We start from the raw sequence: 18,131 nt of genomic DNA on the forward strand, positions 1-18,131 counted from the left end.
GTCCGACCGCACGTCGACCGGGGTGCGGTCGGCGGCCCGGTGCGCACGCCCCGGCCGGTCCGGATCAGGCCGAGTGGGCCGTCGCCGGGAGGTGGCCCGTGTAGGCGACCCGGTCGCCGTCGACCCGGCACTCGGTGAGGTAACCGCCGGCGGCCCCCAGCTCCAGCAGGAACTCCACCTCGGCGCGGTGGTCGCCGTCGGCGGGGAACTCCTGCCGGTGGGCGAGCAGGTCACGGTCGAACAGGACGGTACGCAGGTCCCGCGCCCCCTCGAAGTGACCGACCAGGGCGTCGATGTCCTGCTCGCGCAACGCGGTGGCGAGCCCGTCGAGGAACGCGGCGACCTGGCCGAGCTGTCGCACCACCTGCTCGCGGTTGTCGAAGAGCATGTCGGCCGTACGCCGGGCCGGGGTGCCGGCGACCCGGGTGCCGTCCCGGAAGCTGCCCGCGGCGAGGCCCAGCACGGCGTCCCGGAGGTCCGACTTCGCCACCGCGCCGGCGAGGCTGCCGGCGAGCAGGTGGGGGATGTGCGACGAGAGCGCCACCACCGAGTCGTGCACCGCCGGCGACATCGGCACCACCCGGGCGGCGAAGACGTCCACGATGAGGTTGGACAGCATCCGGAACGGCCGGATCCCCTCGGCCGCCGGGCAGAGCACCCACGCGGCCCCCTCGAACAGCGCCGGCACGGCGGCGGCGAGCCCGGAGCGTTCGGTGCCCGCCATCGGATGGCCCGGTACGAACCGGTCGGTCAACCCGTTGGCCGTGGCGAAGGCGGCCACCGCGCCCTTCGTGCTGCCCACGTCGGTGAGGACGCAGCCGTCCCCGGCGTGCTTGGCGACGGTGAGCAGGGTCTCCGGCAGCCTCGGCAGCGGGCCGCAGAGGAACACGACGTCACGGTCGCGGACGGCCCCGCCCAGGTCGTCGGGGAAGGTCATCCCGCGTGCGCGCCCGTCCGCCCGGGTGGCCCGGTCCGGGTCCCAGCCGGCGACCTCCAGCCCCGCCTCGTGCAGCCGCAGCAGGACCGAACCGCCGATGAGGCCGGTGCCCACCACGGCGACCCGGGGTCGCCCTCGCGAACTGTCCACCATCACGCGCCTCGGCGGTCACTCAGGCGCGCAGCCGGCCGGCAACCGCCGCCACGTGCTCGTCGGACTCGGTCAGCGCCACCCGGACGTGCTGCCGGCCGCCCGGGCCGTAGAAGACGCCCGCAGCCGCGAGGATGCCCCGCCGGGCCAGCCAGTCGACCGTCTCCCAGCAGTCCTCGCCCCGGGTCAGCCAGAGGTAGAGCCCGGCCTCGGAGTGCTCGACGGTGAAGCCGGCTTCGGTGAACGCGGCGTGCAGGGTGTCCCGCCGGGCCCGGTAGCGCTCCCGCTGCTCGTCGGCGTGCCGCTCGTCGCGCAGCGCGGCCACCATCGCCGCCTGCACCGGCGCCGGCACGATCATCCCGGCGTGCTTGCGGACCTTGAGCAGCTCCGCCACCAGTGCCGGGTCGCCCGCCACGAATCCCGCCCGGTAGCCGGCCAGGTTGGACCGCTTGGAGAGCGAGTGCACGGCCAGCACCCCGTCGTACGACCCGCCGCAGACCTCGGGCGAGAGCACCGAGACGGGCTCGGCGGCCCAGCCCAGCGGCAGGTAGCACTCGTCGCTGGCGACCACCGCGCCGCGCTCCCGGGCCCAGTCGACCACCTTGCGCAGGTGGGCCGCCGGCAGCACCCGGCCGGTCGGGTTGCCCGGCGAGTTGACCCAGACCAGACGCACCCGGGAGGTGGGGCCGACGGCGGTCAGCGAGTCGGCGCGCACGACGGTGGCGCCGGCGAGCCGGACCCCGTCCTCGTACGTCGGGTAGGCGATCGAGGGCACCACGACGACGTCGCCGGGACCGATCCCGAGCAGGGTCGGCAGCCAGGCGACGAGTTCCTTGGAGCCGATCGTCGGCAGCACGCCGAGGCCGTCGACGCCGGCGCCGCAGGCCCGTGCCACCCAGGCCGCGATCGTCTCGCGCAGCACAGGCGTGCCAGCGGTCAGCGGGTAGCCCGGCGCGTTGGACGCGTCGGCCAGCGCCCGCCGGATCACCTCGGGCACCGGGTCGACCGGCGTACCCATGGAGAGGTTGATCAGGCCCTCAGGGTGCGCCGCGGCCAGTGCGGCCGCGGCGTCCAGGGTGTCCCAGGTGAACTCCGGCAGCCGTGACGAGACCGGCGCGGGCCGGTTCAGTGGCCCTCGCCGCGCGGCGGCTGCGCGGCGACGAAGGTCGCGTCCTTCTCCACCTTGCCGATCTTCGAGGCGCCGCCGGGCGAACCCAGCTCCTCGAAGAACTCGTAGTTGGCGCCGGTGTAGTCCTTCCACTGCTCCGGAACGTCGTCCTCGTAGAAGATCGCCTCGACCGGGCAGACCGGCTCACAGGCCCCACAGTCGACGCACTCGTCGGGGTGGATGTAGAGCATCCGGTTGCCCTCGTAAATGCAGTCGACCGGGCATTCCTCGATGCAAGCCTTGTCGAGCACATCCACGCACGGCTCGGCGATGATGTAGGTCACCGGTCTTCTCCTCCGCAAGACACGCCGCGATCACCCGCGACGGTTAGAGCCTAGTATCTCGCCGGGGAGGGGGTCGATCGTGCTCCGACAGCAGGATGTGGGACACCGGATCGTGGTTCGCCGAATCGTGGGGATTCGCGAGGGTCGGCCGCTCTTCTCGGACGCCCTCGGCGAGCTGGTCGAGCTGAGCGAAACCCATCTCACACTCGCCACCGCGCAGGGCCGGCTCCGGATCCCCGTGGCCGAGGTGCACCGGGCCAAGCGGGTGCCGCCGGCCCGTCGCCCCACCGCGGCGGCCGTGGTCGAGCTGGAACTGGCCGCCGACGAGGCGTGGCCCGCCGCCGTGCGGGGACGGCTCGGCGACTGGCGGCTGCGCGCGGCCGACGGCTGGACCGGTCGGGCCAACTCGGCGCTGCCCGTGGGCGACCCGGACCGGCCCCTGCCCGCCGCGCTCGACGCGGTGGAGCGCTGGTACGCCGACCTCGGTCAACCGCCGATGGTCAACACCCCGCTGCCGCTCGCCGCCCCGGTGGGCGCGGAGCTGGACGCCCGGGGCTGGGTCGGCAGGCCGCCCGTGCTGGTACAGACCGTGCCGCTGGCGGGGCTGCCGCCGGCCGCGCCGGAGCCCGCCGGAGCGCCGCCGGTCGAGCTGACCGCCGAGCCGTCGGACGACTGGCTCGCCGTCGCCGCCGGCCGCAAGGGCGGCCTGCCGGACGCCGCCCGGCACGTGCTCACCGCCGTGGACCAGGTCCGCTTCGCCCACGTGTACGCCGACGGCACGCTGCTCGCCATCGGCCGGGGCACGGTCACCGGGCAGGGCCGCTGGCTCGGGCTCAGCCTCGTCGAGGTGCTGCCCGAGGCCAGGCGACAGGGCCTGGCCGGCCGGATCATCCGCGCGCTGGCCGACTGGGGCGCCGCGACCGGCGCCTCGCGCGCCTTCCTCCAGGTCGAGCAGCGCAACACCCCGGCGGTGACCCTCTACCGCACCCTGGGCTTCACCACCCACCACACCTACCTGACCCGTACCCCACCCCCCTGACCGCGCCGTCCGCCCCCTCCGCCGTCCCCTCCGCACGGCGCCGTCGTCCGCCGCAGCGTTGATCATGAAGTTGTTGCCAGCGGAAAGCGCTTACAGCGGCAATAACTTCATGATCAACGAGGTCAGGGGGTGGGGTGGGGGTGGGTGAGGTGGGGGGGTGGGTGGGTTAGCGGCGGACTACTCGGCGGGGCTTGGTGGCCCTCAGTTCGGCGTAGCGCTTGAGGGACTGCGAGCGGTGGTCCAGGCCCAGCGCCGTGAGGAGCAGGTAGCCGAGCAGCACACCCACGCCGGCTGCCGCGAGGTAGAGCCAGATCTGGGCGAAGAAGGTGCCCGCACCCCCGCCGAACGGGTCGTTGCCGACCAGCAGCGGCCCGACCAGCACCGTCAGCAGCAGCGCGATGCCGACCGCGGCGGCCAGGTCCGCGCTCCAGGCCGAGACGGGGCGACGCCTGCCCCACACGAAGGCGACCGCCGCCAGGACCAGCCCGATCACCACGAACATCCCCAGCGACACCCGGTCGGCGGCGGCCGTGTCGTCGCCGTCGAAACCGAACCGGGTGACCAGCCGGGCGACCACGTTGACCGCGAACAGCGCGACCGCGAGAACCCCGATCGCGCGCCACCGCTCACTCATCGCACGCCTCCCGCCGTACCGCCCGCCGAAGCGGCGGGCCTCCTGGCAGGAATGTCTACCACCGGAACCTGTGCTCCGTCAGTCCCCCGACCGGACCGGTGGCGGTGCCAGGATCTGCCGGAAACCCATCACCGCGAAGGTCATCGCGCCGGCCACGATCATCGCCAGGCCGACCCAGTTGTCGCCGGTGACGAGCAGGTCCCCCTCCGCGGTGCGGACCGCCGCCACCGACATCAGGACGAACCAGGGCGTCGCGGGCAGCACCACGGCCCACCGGCGACCGACGGCCTCGTGCGCGAACCAGCTCAGCGCGATGTTCGCGGCGATCGCGACGAGCACCGAGACGCCGATCAGGTGCCCGCCGACCCGGAGCGTGGCCAGCAGCAGCTCCAGCACCGCGGTGAGCGTCCCGGCGAGGACGGCGACCAGTCCGCCGGCCACCCGCAGGGCGAGGTCGAGCAGCCGCCGGGACGGCCCGGACGGCGGCGGGACGGTCTCCTGCGGGGCGGTCGACATCGACGCGACGGGCAGGGTCACCGGTTACCGGCCGCCGAGACCGGGGACCGGTCCGGACCGTCGGCGGCGTCCAGCCCGGCGAAGAGGTCGTCCTCCCAGCCGTACGGGCCGCTGCCGGGTCCCCTCCCGCCCACCGCGAGGGTGTAGTACTCCACGCCCATGAACTCGCTGCCGAAGTTGCCGGCGATCGAGTAGAGCCAGGAGGCGTCGGGGATCTGGGTGGCGTGCGCGCGCATCGCCGCCTCCTTGGCGGCGTGCTGGTCCGTGGCGTCGATCCGGGCGGCGATCTGCGCGTCGGGGGTGCCGAAGGGCAGCTCCGAGATGTCCTGGATGCCGGCGAACGGGTTGTCCGCCGACTCGGCGAAGTGGGTCAGGCCGGCCTCCAGCACGCTGAGCGGCATCGCCGTCCAGTAGACCTTCGCCGGGGCGAAGCCCTCCGCGTCGGCCAGCTCGTACGCGCGCATCGCCACCCGGTGCGCCTGGATGTGGTCCGGGTGCCCGTAGAAGCCGTTGTCGTCGTACGTGACCATGACCTGCGGGCGTACCTCCCGCATGATCTCCACCAGGTGCCCGGCGGCCTCGTCGAGGTCGGCCTGCCAGAAGGCGCGGGGGTGCTCGTTGGTGGCGAGGCCCATCATGCCGGAGTCGCGGTAACGGCCGGCGCCGCCGAGGAAGCGGTGGTCGGTGACGCCGAGCGCGGCGCAGGCGGCGGTCAGCTCGGCGATCCGCCAACCGCCGAGCTGGTCGGCCTCGGCCGCGGCGAGCTGGGCGAGCGCCGGCACGTGGATCTCGCCCTCCTCGCCGAGGGTGCAGGTCACCAGGGTGACGTGAGCGCCGGCGGCGGCGTAGTGCGCCATCGTCGAGCCGGTGCCGATGGACTCGTCGTCGGGGTGCGCGTGGACCAGCAGGAGGCGGCGGTCAGGCAGCGTCGTCACGCCGGTCACTCTATCCGGCGGTTCTCCTCCGCCGACCCCGACGCGTCCGCGCAGGTCGGCCACATCACCCCCGGTCCCCGCTCTACGATCTGGACTGTGGACTTTCCGGAGCTGGCCGCCCGCACCCGCCGGTTCAGCCGCGGAGCGCCGCGGGCGGTCACCGTGGCCGACGACGGCTCCCGGGTGGTCTTCCTGCGCTCGGCCGGCCCGGAGGACCCGGCCGACGCGCTCTGGCAGCTCGACGTGGCGACCGGCGAGGAGCGGCTCGTCGCCGACCCGGCGGCGCTGCTCGGGGCCGACGCCGACGCCGGCGCGCTGAGCCCGGGCGAGCGCGCGCTGCGCGAGCGGCTGCGGCTGAGCGCCTCCGGCATCGGCTCCTACACGCTCGACGGCGCCGGCCGGGTGGCGGTCTTCGCGCTGGCCGGGCGGCTGTTCCGGGCCGACCTGGTGCACGGCGACGTGGTCGAGGTGGCCACCGTCGGCCCGGTGCTCGACCCCCGGCCCGATCCCACGGGGCAGCGCCTGGCGTACGTCACCGACGCCGCTGAGGGGGTCCGACGGGGGCAGCTGCGGGTGGTCGAGCACGACGGCACGGACACACTGCTGGCCGGCGAGGACTCCGGGGTGACCTGGGGGCTGGCCGAGCACATCGCGGCCGAGGAGTTCGACCGCTACCGCGGCTACTGGTGGGCGCCGGACGGTCGTGCGGTGCTGGCCGCCCGGGTGGACGAGTCCCGCGTGGAGCGCTGGCACCTGCACGACCCGGCCGACCCGGCGAGCCCGCCGACCACCGTCGCGTACCCCCGGGCGGGCACCGCGAACGCCGAGGTCAGCCTGCACCTGTTGGATCTCGACGACGGCTGGGTCGACGTGCACTGGGACCGGGAGACCTACCCGTACCTGACGGCCGTGCACTGGGCCGACGGGGGCCCGCTGATCACCGTGCTGCGCCGGTCCCAGCAGCACGGCCTGGTGCTCGCCGTGGACCCGCGCACCGGCGAGACCCAGGTGCACGCCGAGCTGGCCGACCCGCGCTGGGTGGAGCCGATCCCGGGCACCCCGGCGCACCTGCCGGACGGCCGGGTGCTCGTCGGCGGCGAGCTCGCCCACGACGGGTACGACGCCCGCTGCCTCTTCGCCGACGGCACCCTGCTCACCCCGCCCTCGCTCTACGTGCGGCGGGTGGTGGGGCGGCTGCCCGGCGGCAGCGGCCCGGCCGACCTGCTGGTGGAGGCGAGCGACGGCGAGCCGAGCGAACGGCACCTGTTCCGGGTGCGCACCACCATCGGCGGCGGCGTGGACGCCCGCCGGATCACCACCGACCCGGGCTGGCACACCGCCGCCGTGGGCGGGGACGTGCTGGTGGTGGGCACCGCCTCGCTCGACCACGCGGGCGTCCGCTGGACGGTGCGCCGGGGCGAGCAGGAGGTGGCCGTGCTGCGCTCGCTCGCCGCCACCCCGCCGTACGCGCCGCTGCCGCTGCTGGAGCGGGTCACCGACCGGCGGCTGCCGACGGCCGTGCTCTACCCGGACAACTACGTCACCGGCCGGCGGCTGCCGGTGCTGCTGGACGTCTACGGCGGGCCGGGGCACCAGGAGGTGCTCGCGGCCCGCGCGGCGTGGCTGGAGCGGCAGTGGTGGGCCGACGCCGGCTTCGCGGTCGTCACCATCGACAACCGGGGTACGCCGGGGGTGGCCCCCTCCTTCGAGAAGGCGATCCACCGGCGGGTGGCCGACGTCGTCCTGCTCGACCAGGTGGACGCGCTCACCGCGTTGGCCGGCAAGCACCCCGACCTGGACCTGGAGCGGGTGGCGGTGCGCGGCTGGTCGTTCGGCGGCTGGCTGGCCGGGCTGGCGGTGCTGCGGCACCCGGAGCTGTTCCGGTGCGGCATCGTGGGGGCGCCGGTCACCGACTGGGCGCTGTACGACACGGCCTACACGGAGCGCTACCTGGGCCTGCCGGACGACGGCACGGACATCTACGCGCACCACTCGCTGGTGGAGCTGGCCGGCGAGCCCGTGCCGGCCGGGGAGGCGGCCCGGCCGCTGCTGCTGGTGCACGGCCTGGTCGACGACAACGTGGTGGCCGCGCACACGCTGCGGCTGTCGGCGGCGCTGCTGGCGACCGGCCGGCCGCACTCCGTGCTCCCGCTGACCGGGGCCACCCACATGGCCGCCGGCGGCATCGCCGAGCGCCTGCTCAGGCTGGAACTCGACTTCGTCCGCCGGCACCTCTAGCCGCTCCGACGTGGCCGTCGCCACCGCGGGCCGGCGGAGAAGTTCCTGGAGTTGGCGCAGGCGTGGACGGCCAACTCGGGCCGGGAGCGCACCCGCGTGGGCTCCCGCTGGGCGGTGGCGCCGCGGGGCAGGTCGCGGGTGGGACGTGCGGACACGGCGACCCCCGGCCGACGTCGTTGTCGACCGGGGGTCGGTCCGTGCGTGTCACCGCTGGGGTGTCATCGCGTCACGGGTGTTGTCACTGCTTGACGTACGCGTCCACGAAGCTCGGCCAGCCGAAGATGCTGCCGATGAAGACACCGCCGGCCTTCTCGCCGTGGGCGATGGAGACCACCTCGGTGTAGAGCGGCACGGCGGGCGCCGACTCCTTCATCAGCCGCTCGTCGATCTTGCTCCACTCGTCGGCCTGCTTGGCCGGGTCGAGCGCGAGCACCCGGTCGAACTCCGCATTGATCGCGTCGTTGTTGAGCTGGGAGGTGTTGCCGTTGCCCTCGGCCTTGATGCTCCGGCCGTCGAAGAGCACCGGCAGGATTGAGGCGCCGCTGGGCCAGTCGGCCGCCCACGAGTCGACCCAGAGGTCGTACGGGTTGTCCTTCTTCTTGATCGTGTCGAGGTAGCCGTCCTCGGGGATCGTCTTGATCGTGACGGTGAAGCCGGCCTTCTCCAGCGCGGTCTTGATCTGGGTCGCCCGCTCCTGGTAGCTGGTCACGTCGGCGGTGAGCAGCACCAGGTTCTGCGTCTTGCCCGCGAGCAGCTCCTTGGCCTTCTCCGGGTTGCCGCTGTCGCCGGCCGGGTACGCGTCGAACTGCTTGTAGCCGAGTGTGGTGGGCGGCAGCAGCGTGGTCAGCGGCACGGCGCCGTAGGGGCCACCGAGGCTCTTGGTGATGCTGGCGCGGTCGATCGCGTGGTTGATCGCCTGCCGCACCGACAGGTCGGTGACCCGGGTGGTGTTGATGCTCAGCCGGTAAGCGTTCGGCGTGGCCGCGACGATCATCCGCTGCTTGAGCGCGGCGTCGCCGGTGACCTTGGCGATCAGCTCCGACGGAACGCCGCCGGTGGCCACCGCCGCGGCGTCGTTGCCGGTGCCGGCGAGCACCCGGTTGGTCTGGGTGGCCTGGTCCGCGCCCAGGGACCAGATGAACTTGTCCGGGTACTGGTGGCGCACCGCGTCGGTGGCCGGGTCCCAGTGCTCGTTGCGCTCGAGCACGATCTCGACACCCGGCGTGTGCTTGGTCATCTTGTACGGGCCCGACGAGAACGGTTGGTTGTCCAGGTTGACCCCGGTGTCCTTGTCCGCCGGCAGCGGCGCGGTGGCCGGCAGGGAGACGGCGAAGGGCAGGTCACAGCGGGGCTTGTTGAACTCGAAGCGCAGCGTCTTCTCGTCCGGCGTGGTGAGCCCCGGCGGCAGCGACGTCTTGTTGGCCTTGAAGTCCCACTTGGTGTCGTACTGCGGGCTGTCGACCAGCCACTCCTGGAGGTAGGTCGGGCCGCCGGTGAGGTCCGGGTCGAAGGACCGGGCGATGCCGTACGCGATCTCCTTGCTGGTGATCGGCCGGCCGTCCTCGAACTTCACCCCCTGCTTGACCTTGAACTCCCAGACCTTGCAGTCGTTGTTGACGTTGGTGCCGGGGGTCTCGGCCAGGTCGCCGACCAGGGTCACGTTGCCCTTGCCGTCGTCCTTGAACGTGGTGAGGAAGCGGGCGTAGAGCTGGCTTCCCATCAGGCCGGCGAACGAGTAGATCCGCTGCGGGTCCATGTGGGAGATCTTGTTCTCCCGCAGGATGTAGAACGTGCCGCCCTTGGCCGCGCCGGACACCTCGGGCGCGGGGCCGAGGGAGTCCTTGGGGTCCGTCGCGATGGCGCCGGTGCGCGGCTTGCTGGTGTCCACACCGCCGGTGTTGTCACCGGTGTTTTCGCTGCACGCACCGAGGGAAACCACCAGTGCGATCGCACCGCCCACGGCGGTGACGAGTCTTGCTCGCATCCTCACTCCTCCGGATCGCCTCAATGAAGGAAAGCTTCGCGCAGCTTTCGACTTCGGTAAATTTCGATCAGATAACGGGGCCACAACGATCGGCACCCGACGGGCCGCGGGTCAGCCGAGGCGCACCCGGGGGTCGATGAACGCGTAGAGCAGATCGACGACCATGTTGGCGACGACCACGAACAGCGCGGAGATCAGCACGGTGGCCATGATGGTCGGCAGGTCCCCCTGCCGCACCGCCTCCACCGCGGTACGGCCCAGCCCCTGGATGCCGAAGGTGGTCTCGGTGATCACCGTGCCGCCCAGCGCCGCGCCCACGTCCAGACCGGCGATGGTGACGATCGGGGTGATCGCCGCGCGGAGCGCGTGCTTGCCGTACACCTGCCGCTTCGGCATGCCCTTGGCCCGGGCGGTGCGCACGAAGTCCTCCGAGAGCGTCTCCAGCATCTGTGCCCGGGACAACCGGGCGTAGATCGCGGAGAAGAGCAGCGCCAGTGCCATCCAGGCCAGCACCAGCCCTCGCGCCCACTCGATCGGATTCTCGAACGGCGACGTGTAGCGCGGCGTGGGCAGGATCTTCAGGGTGTACACGAAGACCAGCAACAGCACCGCGCCGACGAAGTAGAGCTGGAGCGAGGCGAAGGTCAGGGTGAGGCCGATCGAGATCCGGTCCAGCAGCGAGCCGCGGCGCAGCGCCGAGACCATACCGAGCCCGACCCCGATGGCGAGCCACAGCACCGCCGCCGGCAGGACGATGCTCAGCGTCACCGGCAGCACCCGGGCGAAGGTGTCGCTGACGGCCTCGCTGTTGACGTACGAGTAGCCCAGGCAGGGCACCGCGCACTCGCCGCCCTGCGCGCTGCCCAGGTCACGGCCGACGAAGATGCCCTTCATGTAGTTGGCGTACTGCTCCACCTTCGGGTCGTTGAGCCCCAGCTCGGTCCGTACCCGCTCCAGCCGCTCGGCGTTGCAGTTCTTCGGGCACATGCCAGTCACCGGATCGGCGGGCAGCGCGAAGAACATCAGGAAGCTGACCACGCTCACCGCGAACAGCACCGAAACCGCCAGCAGCATCCGCTTCACCAGGAAGCGCACCATGCGCAGAACCCCTTACCGTGACGACTTCGGGTCGAGCGCGTCCCGCAACGCGTCGCCGAAGAGGTTGAACGCCAGCACGATCAGGAAGATCGTGATGCCCGGGAAGAAGACGTAGGCCGGGTCGGTCTCCAGGTAGCCGATGCTCCGGTAGATCATCCGGCCGAAGCTGGGCACCGACTCGGGCAGTCCGACGTTGAGGAAGGACAGCGCCGCCTCGCTGGTCACGTACGACGGCACCAGCAGCGAGAACGACACCAGGATCGGGGCCCAGATGTTCGGCAGCAGCTGCCGGAAGAGCATGTGCCCCAGCCCCGCGCCGCTGGCCCGGGCCGCCTCCACGAACTCGCGTTCGCGCAGCGACACCACCTGCCCGCGGACCAGCCGGGCGGTGCTGGTCCAGCCGAAGGCGGAGAAGACCCCGATCAGGGTGGCCACCGCGAACCAGGTCGGCACGGCGTCGCGCGGGCCGTAGAAGCGCAGCGAGAACGTCGGCACCACGGCCAGGGCGAAGATCAGGAACGGCATCGCCAGGGCGACGTCGGTGACCCAGCTGATCACCGCGTCCGCCTTCCCGCCGAGGTAGCCGGCGAGGATGCCGAGGACCACGCCGATCGTCGTCGTGATCAGGGCGGCGCCGAGCGCGATCAGCAGCGAGGTGCGGATGCCGTAGACCATCCGGATGAAGATGTCCCGGCCCACGCCCGGCTCCAGGCCGAACCAGTGGTCGCCGCTGACCCCGCCGGCGTATCCCAGCGGCATCCCGGTGCTGTCCAGCAGGTCGCCGAACACCTCGCTCGGCGACGCCCCGTAGAGCCGCTGCACCAGGGGCGCGGCCAGGGCCAGCAGCACGAAGACGACCAGCAGCACGCCGCTCACCAGGGCGGTGCGGTCGCGGCGCAGCCGGCTCCAGACGAGCTGGCCGGGCGAGCGGCCGGCCAGCGCCTTCTGCTCGCCGTCGGCACCGCCGGACTCGATCTCGGCGAGCGCCACACCCTCGACCGGGGACAGGCTCATTTCGACACCTCCTCGGCGGTCGCGCCGGCCCCGGTCGCCCCGGGACCTGCCGGCCGCGCGTCGTCACCGGCCGGTCCCGTGGTGGCGCCGACCGGCCCCGTCTCCGGGAAGTGGCAGGCGGTGGACTGGGCGCCGCCGTCGCGCGGCACCAGCGCCGGCTCCTCGGTGGCGCACCGCTCCTGCGCCTTCCAGCACCGGGTGCGGAAGCGGCAACCCGACGGCGGGTCCAGCGGCGTCGGGACGTCCCCGGAGAGCCGGATCCGGCCCGCCGCGCCGAGCTGGGTGACGTCGGGGATGGCCGAGAGCAGGGCCCGGGTGTACGGATGCTGCGGGCGCTCGTAGATGTCGTCCCGGTCACCGATCTCGACGATCTTGCCGAGGTACATGACGGCGACCCGCTGGCAGAAGTGCCGCACCACGGCCAGGTCGTGGGCGATGAAGACGAACGCCAGGCCCAGGTCGCGTTGCAGGTCGCGCAGCAGGTTGACCACCTGCGCCTGGATCGACACGTCCAGGGCGGAGACCGGCTCGTCGGCGACGATCAGCTTGGGGCGCAGCGCGAGCGCGCGGGCGATGCCGACGCGCTGCCGCTGACCGCCGGAGAACTCGTGCGGGTAGCGGTTGTAGTGCTCCGGGTTGAGCCCGACCAGCTCCAGCAGCTCCTGGACCCGCTTCTTCAGGCCGCCCGGCGGGTTGACCCCGTTGACCTGCAACGGCATCGCCACGATCCGGCCCACCGTGTGCCGGGGGTTCAGCGACGCGTACGGGTCCTGGAAGATGATCTGGAGGTCCTGCCGCAGCGGGCGCAGCTCCCGGCGCCCGGCGTTGGTGATGTCCCGGCCCTCGAACTCGATGCTTCCCGTGGTGGGCTCCAGCAGGCGCACCAGCATCCGCCCGGTGGTCGTCTTGCCGCAGCCGGACTCCCCCACCAGGCCGAGCGTCTCGCCCGGGCGCACGTCGAAGTCCAGCCCGTCGACGGCCCGCACCAGGCCGTTGCTGCGGAACCCGTTGCGCACCGGGAAGTGCTTGGCCAGCCCGCGCACCCGCAGCAGCGGCTCCACCGGCTCCTTGATCTCCACGTTCATCGGAGCCAACCTCCGTTCGCGACTGCGGGACTCCGCTGCGCTGCGTTCCTCGCGCTCACCGGGGCCCACCTTCCGTTCGCGACTGCGGGACTCCGCTGCGCTGCGTTCCTCGCGCTCACCGGGCCACTCCCACCTGGGCGATGTCCTCCGCGTACAGCCGGGTCCGGTCGTCGGCGGAGAGGTGGCAGGCCACCAGGTGGCCGGGCGCGCCCGCCGGGCGCAGCTCCGGAACCTCGGTGCGGGACCGGTCGCCGTTGCGGTCGGCGTAGCGGCAGCGCGGGTGGAAGGCGCAGCCGGACGGCAGGTTGATCAGGCTCGGCGGGTTGCCCTTGATCGGCACCAGGTCCGCGTCCGCGTCGCCGTGCAGCGAGGGCACGCTGGAGAGCAGACCCCAGGTGTACGGGTGCTGCGGCCGGCGGAGCACCTGCTCGACGCTGCCGTGCTCGACGGCCCGCCCGCCGTACATGACCAGCACCTCGTCCGCGACCTGGCTGACCACGCCCAGGTCGTGGGTGATCAGGATGATCGCGGAGTGGAACTCGGCCTGGAGGTCGGCCAGCAGGTCGAGGATCTGCGCCTGCACCGTCACGTCCAGGGCGGTGGTCGGCTCGTCGGCGATCAGCAGGTCCGGGTCGTTGACCAGCGCCATGGCGATCATCGCCCGCTGCCGCATGCCCCCGGAGAACTCGTGCGGGTACTGGTCGAAGCGGCGGGCCGGCTGCGGGATGCCGACCCGGCCCAGCATGTCCACCGTGCGCTGGCGGGCCTCGCGCCTGCCGGCCTTCGGGTGGTGCACCCGGTACGCCTCGGCGATCTGCCGGCCCACCGTGTAGTACGGGTGCAGCGCGGACAGCGGATCCTGGAAGATCATTGCAATGTCCCGGCCGCGCAGCCGGCGTACCTCCTCGTCCGGCAGGCCGACGAGCTGGCGGCCGCCGACGGAGATCTCCCCGGTGATGCTGGTCCGCTTGGCGCTGTGCAGCCCGAGGATGGCCAGCGAGGTGACGCTCTTGCCCGAGCCGGACTCACCGACGATGCCGAGGGTGCGTCCCCGGGCCACCTCGAACGACACCCCGTCGACGGCGCGCACCACGCCGTCCTCGGTGTCGAACCGGACCCGCAGGTCGCTCACCCGCAGGTAGGGGTCCTGGCCGGAGCGCTGCTCCGGCACGTTGGGGCGGTCCGGTTTCCCGGACGGCGCCGACTCCGGCCTGTCCACGACCGCCTCCCTCAGCGACGAAGAGAACTTACAGGAAAGCACTGAGGGTGAAAATAAGCTACATAACCGGAGCTGTCAGCGGGCCACAGCGTAACGACTCTGCAACGGGCGTGAACAGCCCTCACCTCGGCATTCACCGGCGTTGACCTCACGCCCCCGGACAGCGGGTGCGACGATGGGCGCGGCAGTCCCGCAAGGATGTCCCCCGGCACGAGGTGGAGGTGACGATGACCGCGGCGGTGTTCGGCCACGACGGCCCGTGGAGTGAAGAGGAGTACCTCGCCCTCGGCGAGACGCAGCAGCGCGTCGAACTCTTCGACGGGAGCCTTCACGTGACCCCAGCCCCCACGCCCCGCCACCAGAACATCTCCGGTGAGCTGCGGGCCGCCTTGCGAGGACCAACGCGGGAAGCCGGCCTCCGGGTCCTGGAAGCGGTGAACGTCCGGCTCCGGCCGGGGCGCATCCCCATCCCGGACCTCGTCGTCACGGCCCCAATCGACCTCGACGACCCCTGGATCGAGGCGGCCGACGTGAAGCTGGTCTGCGAGATCATCTCGCCGGGCAACGCGGCCACCGACAAGGTGCTCAAGATGCACTACTACGCGGCGGCCGGCATCGAGTGGTACCTCCTGGTGGAGCAGGAGACGCTGAGCGTGCACGTCTACCAGCGGCAGGGCGCCCACTACGTCGAGCGGTCGGTGACCAAGGCCGGCGAGACGCTGGAGCTGACCGAGCCGGTCCGGGCCACGATCCGGCCGGCGGACCTGCTCGCCTGACGGGCCACCGCCGCGGGACGCTTTTCGGGTGAGCCGCTCCGGTACGCCGGACAGGCGCCGGGTGAGGTTCTTAACATCCGGACATCGATCATCGTGCGGGGCTTTCCACCGGCCGGGACACACGGGACACTGCCTTGCGCGGACGGCTCGCGAAGATCGGCGTAACGTGTGTCACTTAGCTGCGCCGTATCACCGGCGCGGTCGTTGGTGTGCGCATGACGTGGCAAGCGGGTGCGGGTCTGCCGGTCCGCGTTGCCGACCGGAACTTGATCCGCCCGTGAGGGTCCTGTCAGGGAGACGACTCTAATGACATCAACGGCAACGAGGCCGCGGGGAGCGCGGGCGCGCGCCGCCATCGCGGCGAAGACGTTGCGAACCGACCGCTGGTGGCTCGCCCCGCTGATCACCGTGATCGGGCTCAGCGCGTGGGTGGCGTACGCGACGGTCCGGGTCTTCATGCACAAGTGGTACTGGGTCGAGGACTTCCACTACCTGACCCCGTTCTACTCGCCCTGCGTGACCGAGCGGTGCGTGGAGGGCGCCTCCCACTTCGGACGATTCCTGCCCGGCTGGTGGATCATCCCGGACGCGGCGCTGACGCTGCCGTTCCTGCTGCTGTTCCGGCTCACCTGCTACTACTACCGCAAGGCCTACTACCGGTCGTTCTGGCTGTCGCCGCCCGCCTGCGCGGTCCCCGACGGGCACAAGTCCTACGGCGGCGAGACCCGGTTCCCGCTGCTGGGCCAGAACCTGCACCGCTACTTCTTCTACGCCGCCGCGATCATCTCGCTGATCAACACCTGGGACGCGGTCCTGGCCTTCCACTCCCCCAAGGGGTTCGGGTTCGGGCTGGGCAACATCGTCCTGCTCCTGAACGTGGTCATGCTGTGGGCGTACACGATCTCCTGCCACTCGTGCCGGCACATCATCGGCGGGCGGCTCAAGCACTTCTCCAAGCACCCGGTGCGCTACCGGGCCTGGAGCTTCGTCTCCGCCCTGAACGTCCGGCACATGCAGCTCGCCTGGATCACCCTCGGCACGCTGGCCCTGACGGACTTCTACGTCATGGCGGTCGCGGCCGGCTGGTTCAACGACCTGCGGTTCATCAACTAGAGGGCCCCTGACATGACCAACACAACGCGAATCGAACGACACCACTACGACGTCGTCGTGATCGGGGCCGGCGGCGCCGGCCTGCGCGCCGCGATCGAGGCCCGCCTCGCCGGCAAGAAGACCGCGATCATCTCCAAGTCGCTCTTCGGCAAGGCACACACGGTGATGGCCGAGGGCGGCGCCGCCGCCGCGATGGGGAACGTGAACAGCCGGGACAACTGGCAGGTGCACTTCCGCGACACGATGCGCGGCGGCAAGTTCCTCAACAACTTCCGGATGGCCGAGCTGCACGCGAAGGAGTCGCCGCAGCGGATCTGGGAGCTGGAGACGTACGGTGCGCTCTTCGACCGCACCAAGGACGGGAAGATCTCGCAGCGCAACTTCGGTGGCCACGAGTACCCCCGCCTGGCGCACGTCGGCGACCGGACCGGCCTGGAGCTGATCCGCACCCTCCAGCAGAAGATCGTGTCGCTCCAGCAGGAGGACAAGCGCGACCACGGCTCGTATGACGCCCGGATCAAGGTCTTCTCCGAGACCACGATCACCGAGCTGCTGCTCGACGGCGACCGGGTCGCCGGCGCGTTCGGCTACTACCGGGAGTCCGGCGAGTTCGTCCTCTTCGAGGCGCCCGCGGTGGTGCTGGCGACCGGCGGCGTCGGCCGCTCCTACAAGGTCACCTCGAACTCCTGGGAGTACACGGGTGACGGGCACGCGCTCGCGCTGCGGGCCGGCGCGACGCTGATCAACATGGAGTTCCTCCAGTTCCACCCGACCGGCATGGTCTGGCCGCCCTCGGTGAAGGGCATCCTGGTCACCGAGTCGGTGCGCGGCGACGGCGGCGTGCTGAAGAACTCCGACGGCAAGCGGTTCATGTTCGACTACGTCCCCGACGTCTTCCGCAAGCAGTACGCGGAGACCGAGGAGGAGGCGGACCGCTGGTACACCGACCCGGACAACAACCGGCGCCCGCCGGAGCTGCTGCCGCGCGACGAGGTGGCCCGGGCGATCAACAGCGAGGTCAAGGCCGGGCGGGGCACGCCGGCGGGCGGCGTCTACCTGGACATCGCCTCCCGCAAGCCGGCGGAGGAGATCCGCCGCCGCCTGCCGTCGATGTACCACCAGTTCAAGGAGCTGGCCGACGTCGACATCACCAAGGAGCCGATGGAGGTCGGGCCGACCTGTCACTACGTGATGGGCGGTGTCGAGGTCGACCCGGACAGCGGGGCCGCGTTCGGCCACGTGCGGGGGCTCTTCGCCGCGGGCGAGGTGTCCGGCGGCATGCACGGCTCCAACCGGCTCGGCGGCAACTCCCTGTCCGACCTGCTGGTGTTCGGCAAGCGCGCGGGCGGCCACGCCGCCACGTACGCCGACAGCCTCCCCGCGCGCCCGAAGGTGGGCGTCGCCGCCGTGGAGGCCGCGGTGGAGACGGCCCTGGCCCCGTTGCAGCGGGACACCGGCGAGAGCCCGTACACCCTCCAGCAGGACCTCCAGGCGGTGATGGGCGACCTGGTCGGCATCATCCGGCGCGAGGGCGAGCTGGTCGACGCGCTGGGCAGGCTGGCGGAGCTGCGGGAGCGGGTGGCGAAGGTCAGCGCGAGCGGCGGCCGGCGCTACAACCCGGGCTGGCACCTGGCGCTCGACCTGCGCAACATGCTGGTGGTCTCGGAGTGCACCGCGAAGGCGGCGCTGGAGCGGCGCGAGTCGCGCGGCGGGCACACCCGGGAGGACCACCCGGCGATGGATCCGGCGTGGCGTCGGGTCAACCTGGTCTGCTCCCTCGACGGCGACGCGGTGCGCCTGGAGCGCAAGCCGCTGCCGAGGATGCGCCCGGAGCTGATCGGCCTCTTCGACCGCGCGGAGCTGGCCAAGTACCTCACGGACGAGGAACTCGCCGAGTTCGACGCCCAGGTCGCCGACGTCGAGACCGAGAAGGAGCGCTGA

16 protein-coding genes are annotated in these 18,131 nt (G+C 72.1%); 5 read left to right on the forward strand and 11 right to left on the reverse strand.

Going from position 1 to position 18,131, the window contains the following annotated elements; all coding sequences use genetic code 11:
• Positions 1-64: 64 nt before the first annotated feature.
• From ACLQ20_RS04905 to fdxA, 3 genes are read right to left on the reverse strand one after another with little or no spacing between them, the layout of a single operon-like run.
• Positions 65-1,090: a prephenate dehydrogenase gene (locus ACLQ20_RS04905; protein WP_425854351.1), complete on the reverse strand. Its 1,026-nt coding sequence runs from the start codon at positions 1,088-1,090 to the stop codon at positions 65-67.
• Positions 1,091-1,109: 19 nt separating this feature from the next.
• Entirely contained in the window at positions 1,110-2,216 is a 1,107-nt protein-coding gene (gene dapC, locus ACLQ20_RS04910; RefSeq protein WP_425854820.1) for a succinyldiaminopimelate transaminase, read from the reverse strand.
• Positions 2,213-2,539: a ferredoxin gene (gene fdxA, locus ACLQ20_RS04915; protein ID WP_091422126.1), complete on the reverse strand. Its 327-nt coding sequence runs from the start codon at positions 2,537-2,539 to the stop codon at positions 2,213-2,215. The genes dapC and fdxA overlap by 4 nt, the downstream gene beginning before the upstream one ends.
• Positions 2,540-2,618: 79 nt before the next feature.
• On the opposite strand from fdxA, the gene ACLQ20_RS04920 reads away from it, so the two are divergent.
• Positions 2,619-3,578, forward strand: a complete 960-nt coding sequence (locus tag ACLQ20_RS04920) for a GNAT family N-acetyltransferase (protein WP_327029522.1) — start codon at positions 2,619-2,621, stop codon at positions 3,576-3,578.
• 166 nt (positions 3,579-3,744) lie between these two features.
• Here the strand turns inward: ACLQ20_RS04920 and ACLQ20_RS04925 are convergent, their stop codons facing one another.
• The 3 genes from ACLQ20_RS04925 to mshB form a co-directional block, all read right to left on the reverse strand.
• Complete coding sequence (locus tag ACLQ20_RS04925; protein WP_151455016.1) at positions 3,745-4,212, reverse strand: hypothetical protein; 468 nt, start codon at positions 4,210-4,212, stop codon at positions 3,745-3,747.
• A 78-nt stretch (positions 4,213-4,290) separates the two neighbouring features.
• Entirely contained in the window at positions 4,291-4,728 is a 438-nt protein-coding gene (locus ACLQ20_RS04930) for a hypothetical protein (protein WP_151455035.1), read from the reverse strand.
• 17 nt (positions 4,729-4,745) lie between these two features.
• A complete protein-coding gene (gene mshB / locus ACLQ20_RS04935) occupies positions 4,746-5,672 on the reverse strand; it encodes an N-acetyl-1-D-myo-inositol-2-amino-2-deoxy-alpha-D-glucopyranoside deacetylase (protein ID WP_358117674.1) in 927 nt (308 codons plus the stop codon).
• A gap of 87 nt (positions 5,673-5,759) precedes the next feature.
• Here mshB and ACLQ20_RS04940 point away from each other — a divergent pair, with 87 nt between their 5' ends.
• Positions 5,760-7,901, forward strand: coding sequence for a S9 family peptidase (locus ACLQ20_RS04940; RefSeq protein WP_151455018.1), 2,142 nt, complete (start codon positions 5,760-5,762; stop codon positions 7,899-7,901).
• 238 nt (positions 7,902-8,139) lie between these two features.
• Here ACLQ20_RS04940 and ACLQ20_RS04945 read toward each other — a convergent pair whose 3' ends face one another.
• The 5 genes from ACLQ20_RS04945 to ACLQ20_RS04965 form a co-directional block, all read right to left on the reverse strand.
• Positions 8,140-9,885, reverse strand: coding sequence for an ABC transporter substrate-binding protein (locus ACLQ20_RS04945; protein ID WP_425854353.1), 1,746 nt, complete (start codon positions 9,883-9,885; stop codon positions 8,140-8,142).
• 111 nt (positions 9,886-9,996) lie between these two features.
• Positions 9,997-10,983, reverse strand: coding sequence for an ABC transporter permease (locus tag ACLQ20_RS04950; protein WP_425854355.1), 987 nt, complete (start codon positions 10,981-10,983; stop codon positions 9,997-9,999).
• Positions 10,984-10,995: 12 nt separating this feature from the next.
• A complete protein-coding gene (locus ACLQ20_RS04955; RefSeq protein WP_425854356.1) occupies positions 10,996-11,997 on the reverse strand; it encodes an ABC transporter permease in 1,002 nt (333 codons plus the stop codon).
• The gene (locus ACLQ20_RS04960; RefSeq protein WP_425854358.1) at positions 11,994-13,082 is read right to left on the reverse strand and encodes an ABC transporter ATP-binding protein; all 1,089 of its coding nucleotides are present in this window, start codon (positions 13,080-13,082) and stop codon (positions 11,994-11,996) included. Before ACLQ20_RS04960 ends, ACLQ20_RS04955 begins: the two co-directional genes overlap by 4 nt.
• Before the next feature lie 115 nt (positions 13,083-13,197).
• Positions 13,198-14,253: an ABC transporter ATP-binding protein gene (locus ACLQ20_RS04965; RefSeq protein ID WP_425854822.1), complete on the reverse strand. Its 1,056-nt coding sequence runs from the start codon at positions 14,251-14,253 to the stop codon at positions 13,198-13,200.
• A gap of 275 nt (positions 14,254-14,528) precedes the next feature.
• On the opposite strand from ACLQ20_RS04965, the gene ACLQ20_RS04970 reads away from it, so the two are divergent.
• The 3 genes from ACLQ20_RS04970 (at position 14,529) to ACLQ20_RS04980 (ending at position 18,131) form a co-directional block, all read left to right on the forward strand.
• Complete coding sequence (locus ACLQ20_RS04970) at positions 14,529-15,077, forward strand: Uma2 family endonuclease (protein ID WP_327029525.1); 549 nt, start codon at positions 14,529-14,531, stop codon at positions 15,075-15,077.
• A gap of 306 nt (positions 15,078-15,383) precedes the next feature.
• The gene (locus tag ACLQ20_RS04975) at positions 15,384-16,190 is read left to right on the forward strand and encodes a hypothetical protein (RefSeq protein WP_151455025.1); all 807 of its coding nucleotides are present in this window, start codon (positions 15,384-15,386) and stop codon (positions 16,188-16,190) included.
• 12 nt (positions 16,191-16,202) lie between these two features.
• Positions 16,203-18,131: a fumarate reductase/succinate dehydrogenase flavoprotein subunit gene (locus ACLQ20_RS04980; RefSeq protein ID WP_151455026.1), complete on the forward strand. Its 1,929-nt coding sequence runs from the start codon at positions 16,203-16,205 to the stop codon at positions 18,129-18,131.

Origin of the sequence: Micromonospora sp. DT46 (assembly GCF_049841735.1) — a bacterium.
Taxonomy (GTDB): domain Bacteria; phylum Actinomycetota; class Actinomycetes; order Mycobacteriales; family Micromonosporaceae; genus Micromonospora; species Micromonospora reichwaldensis.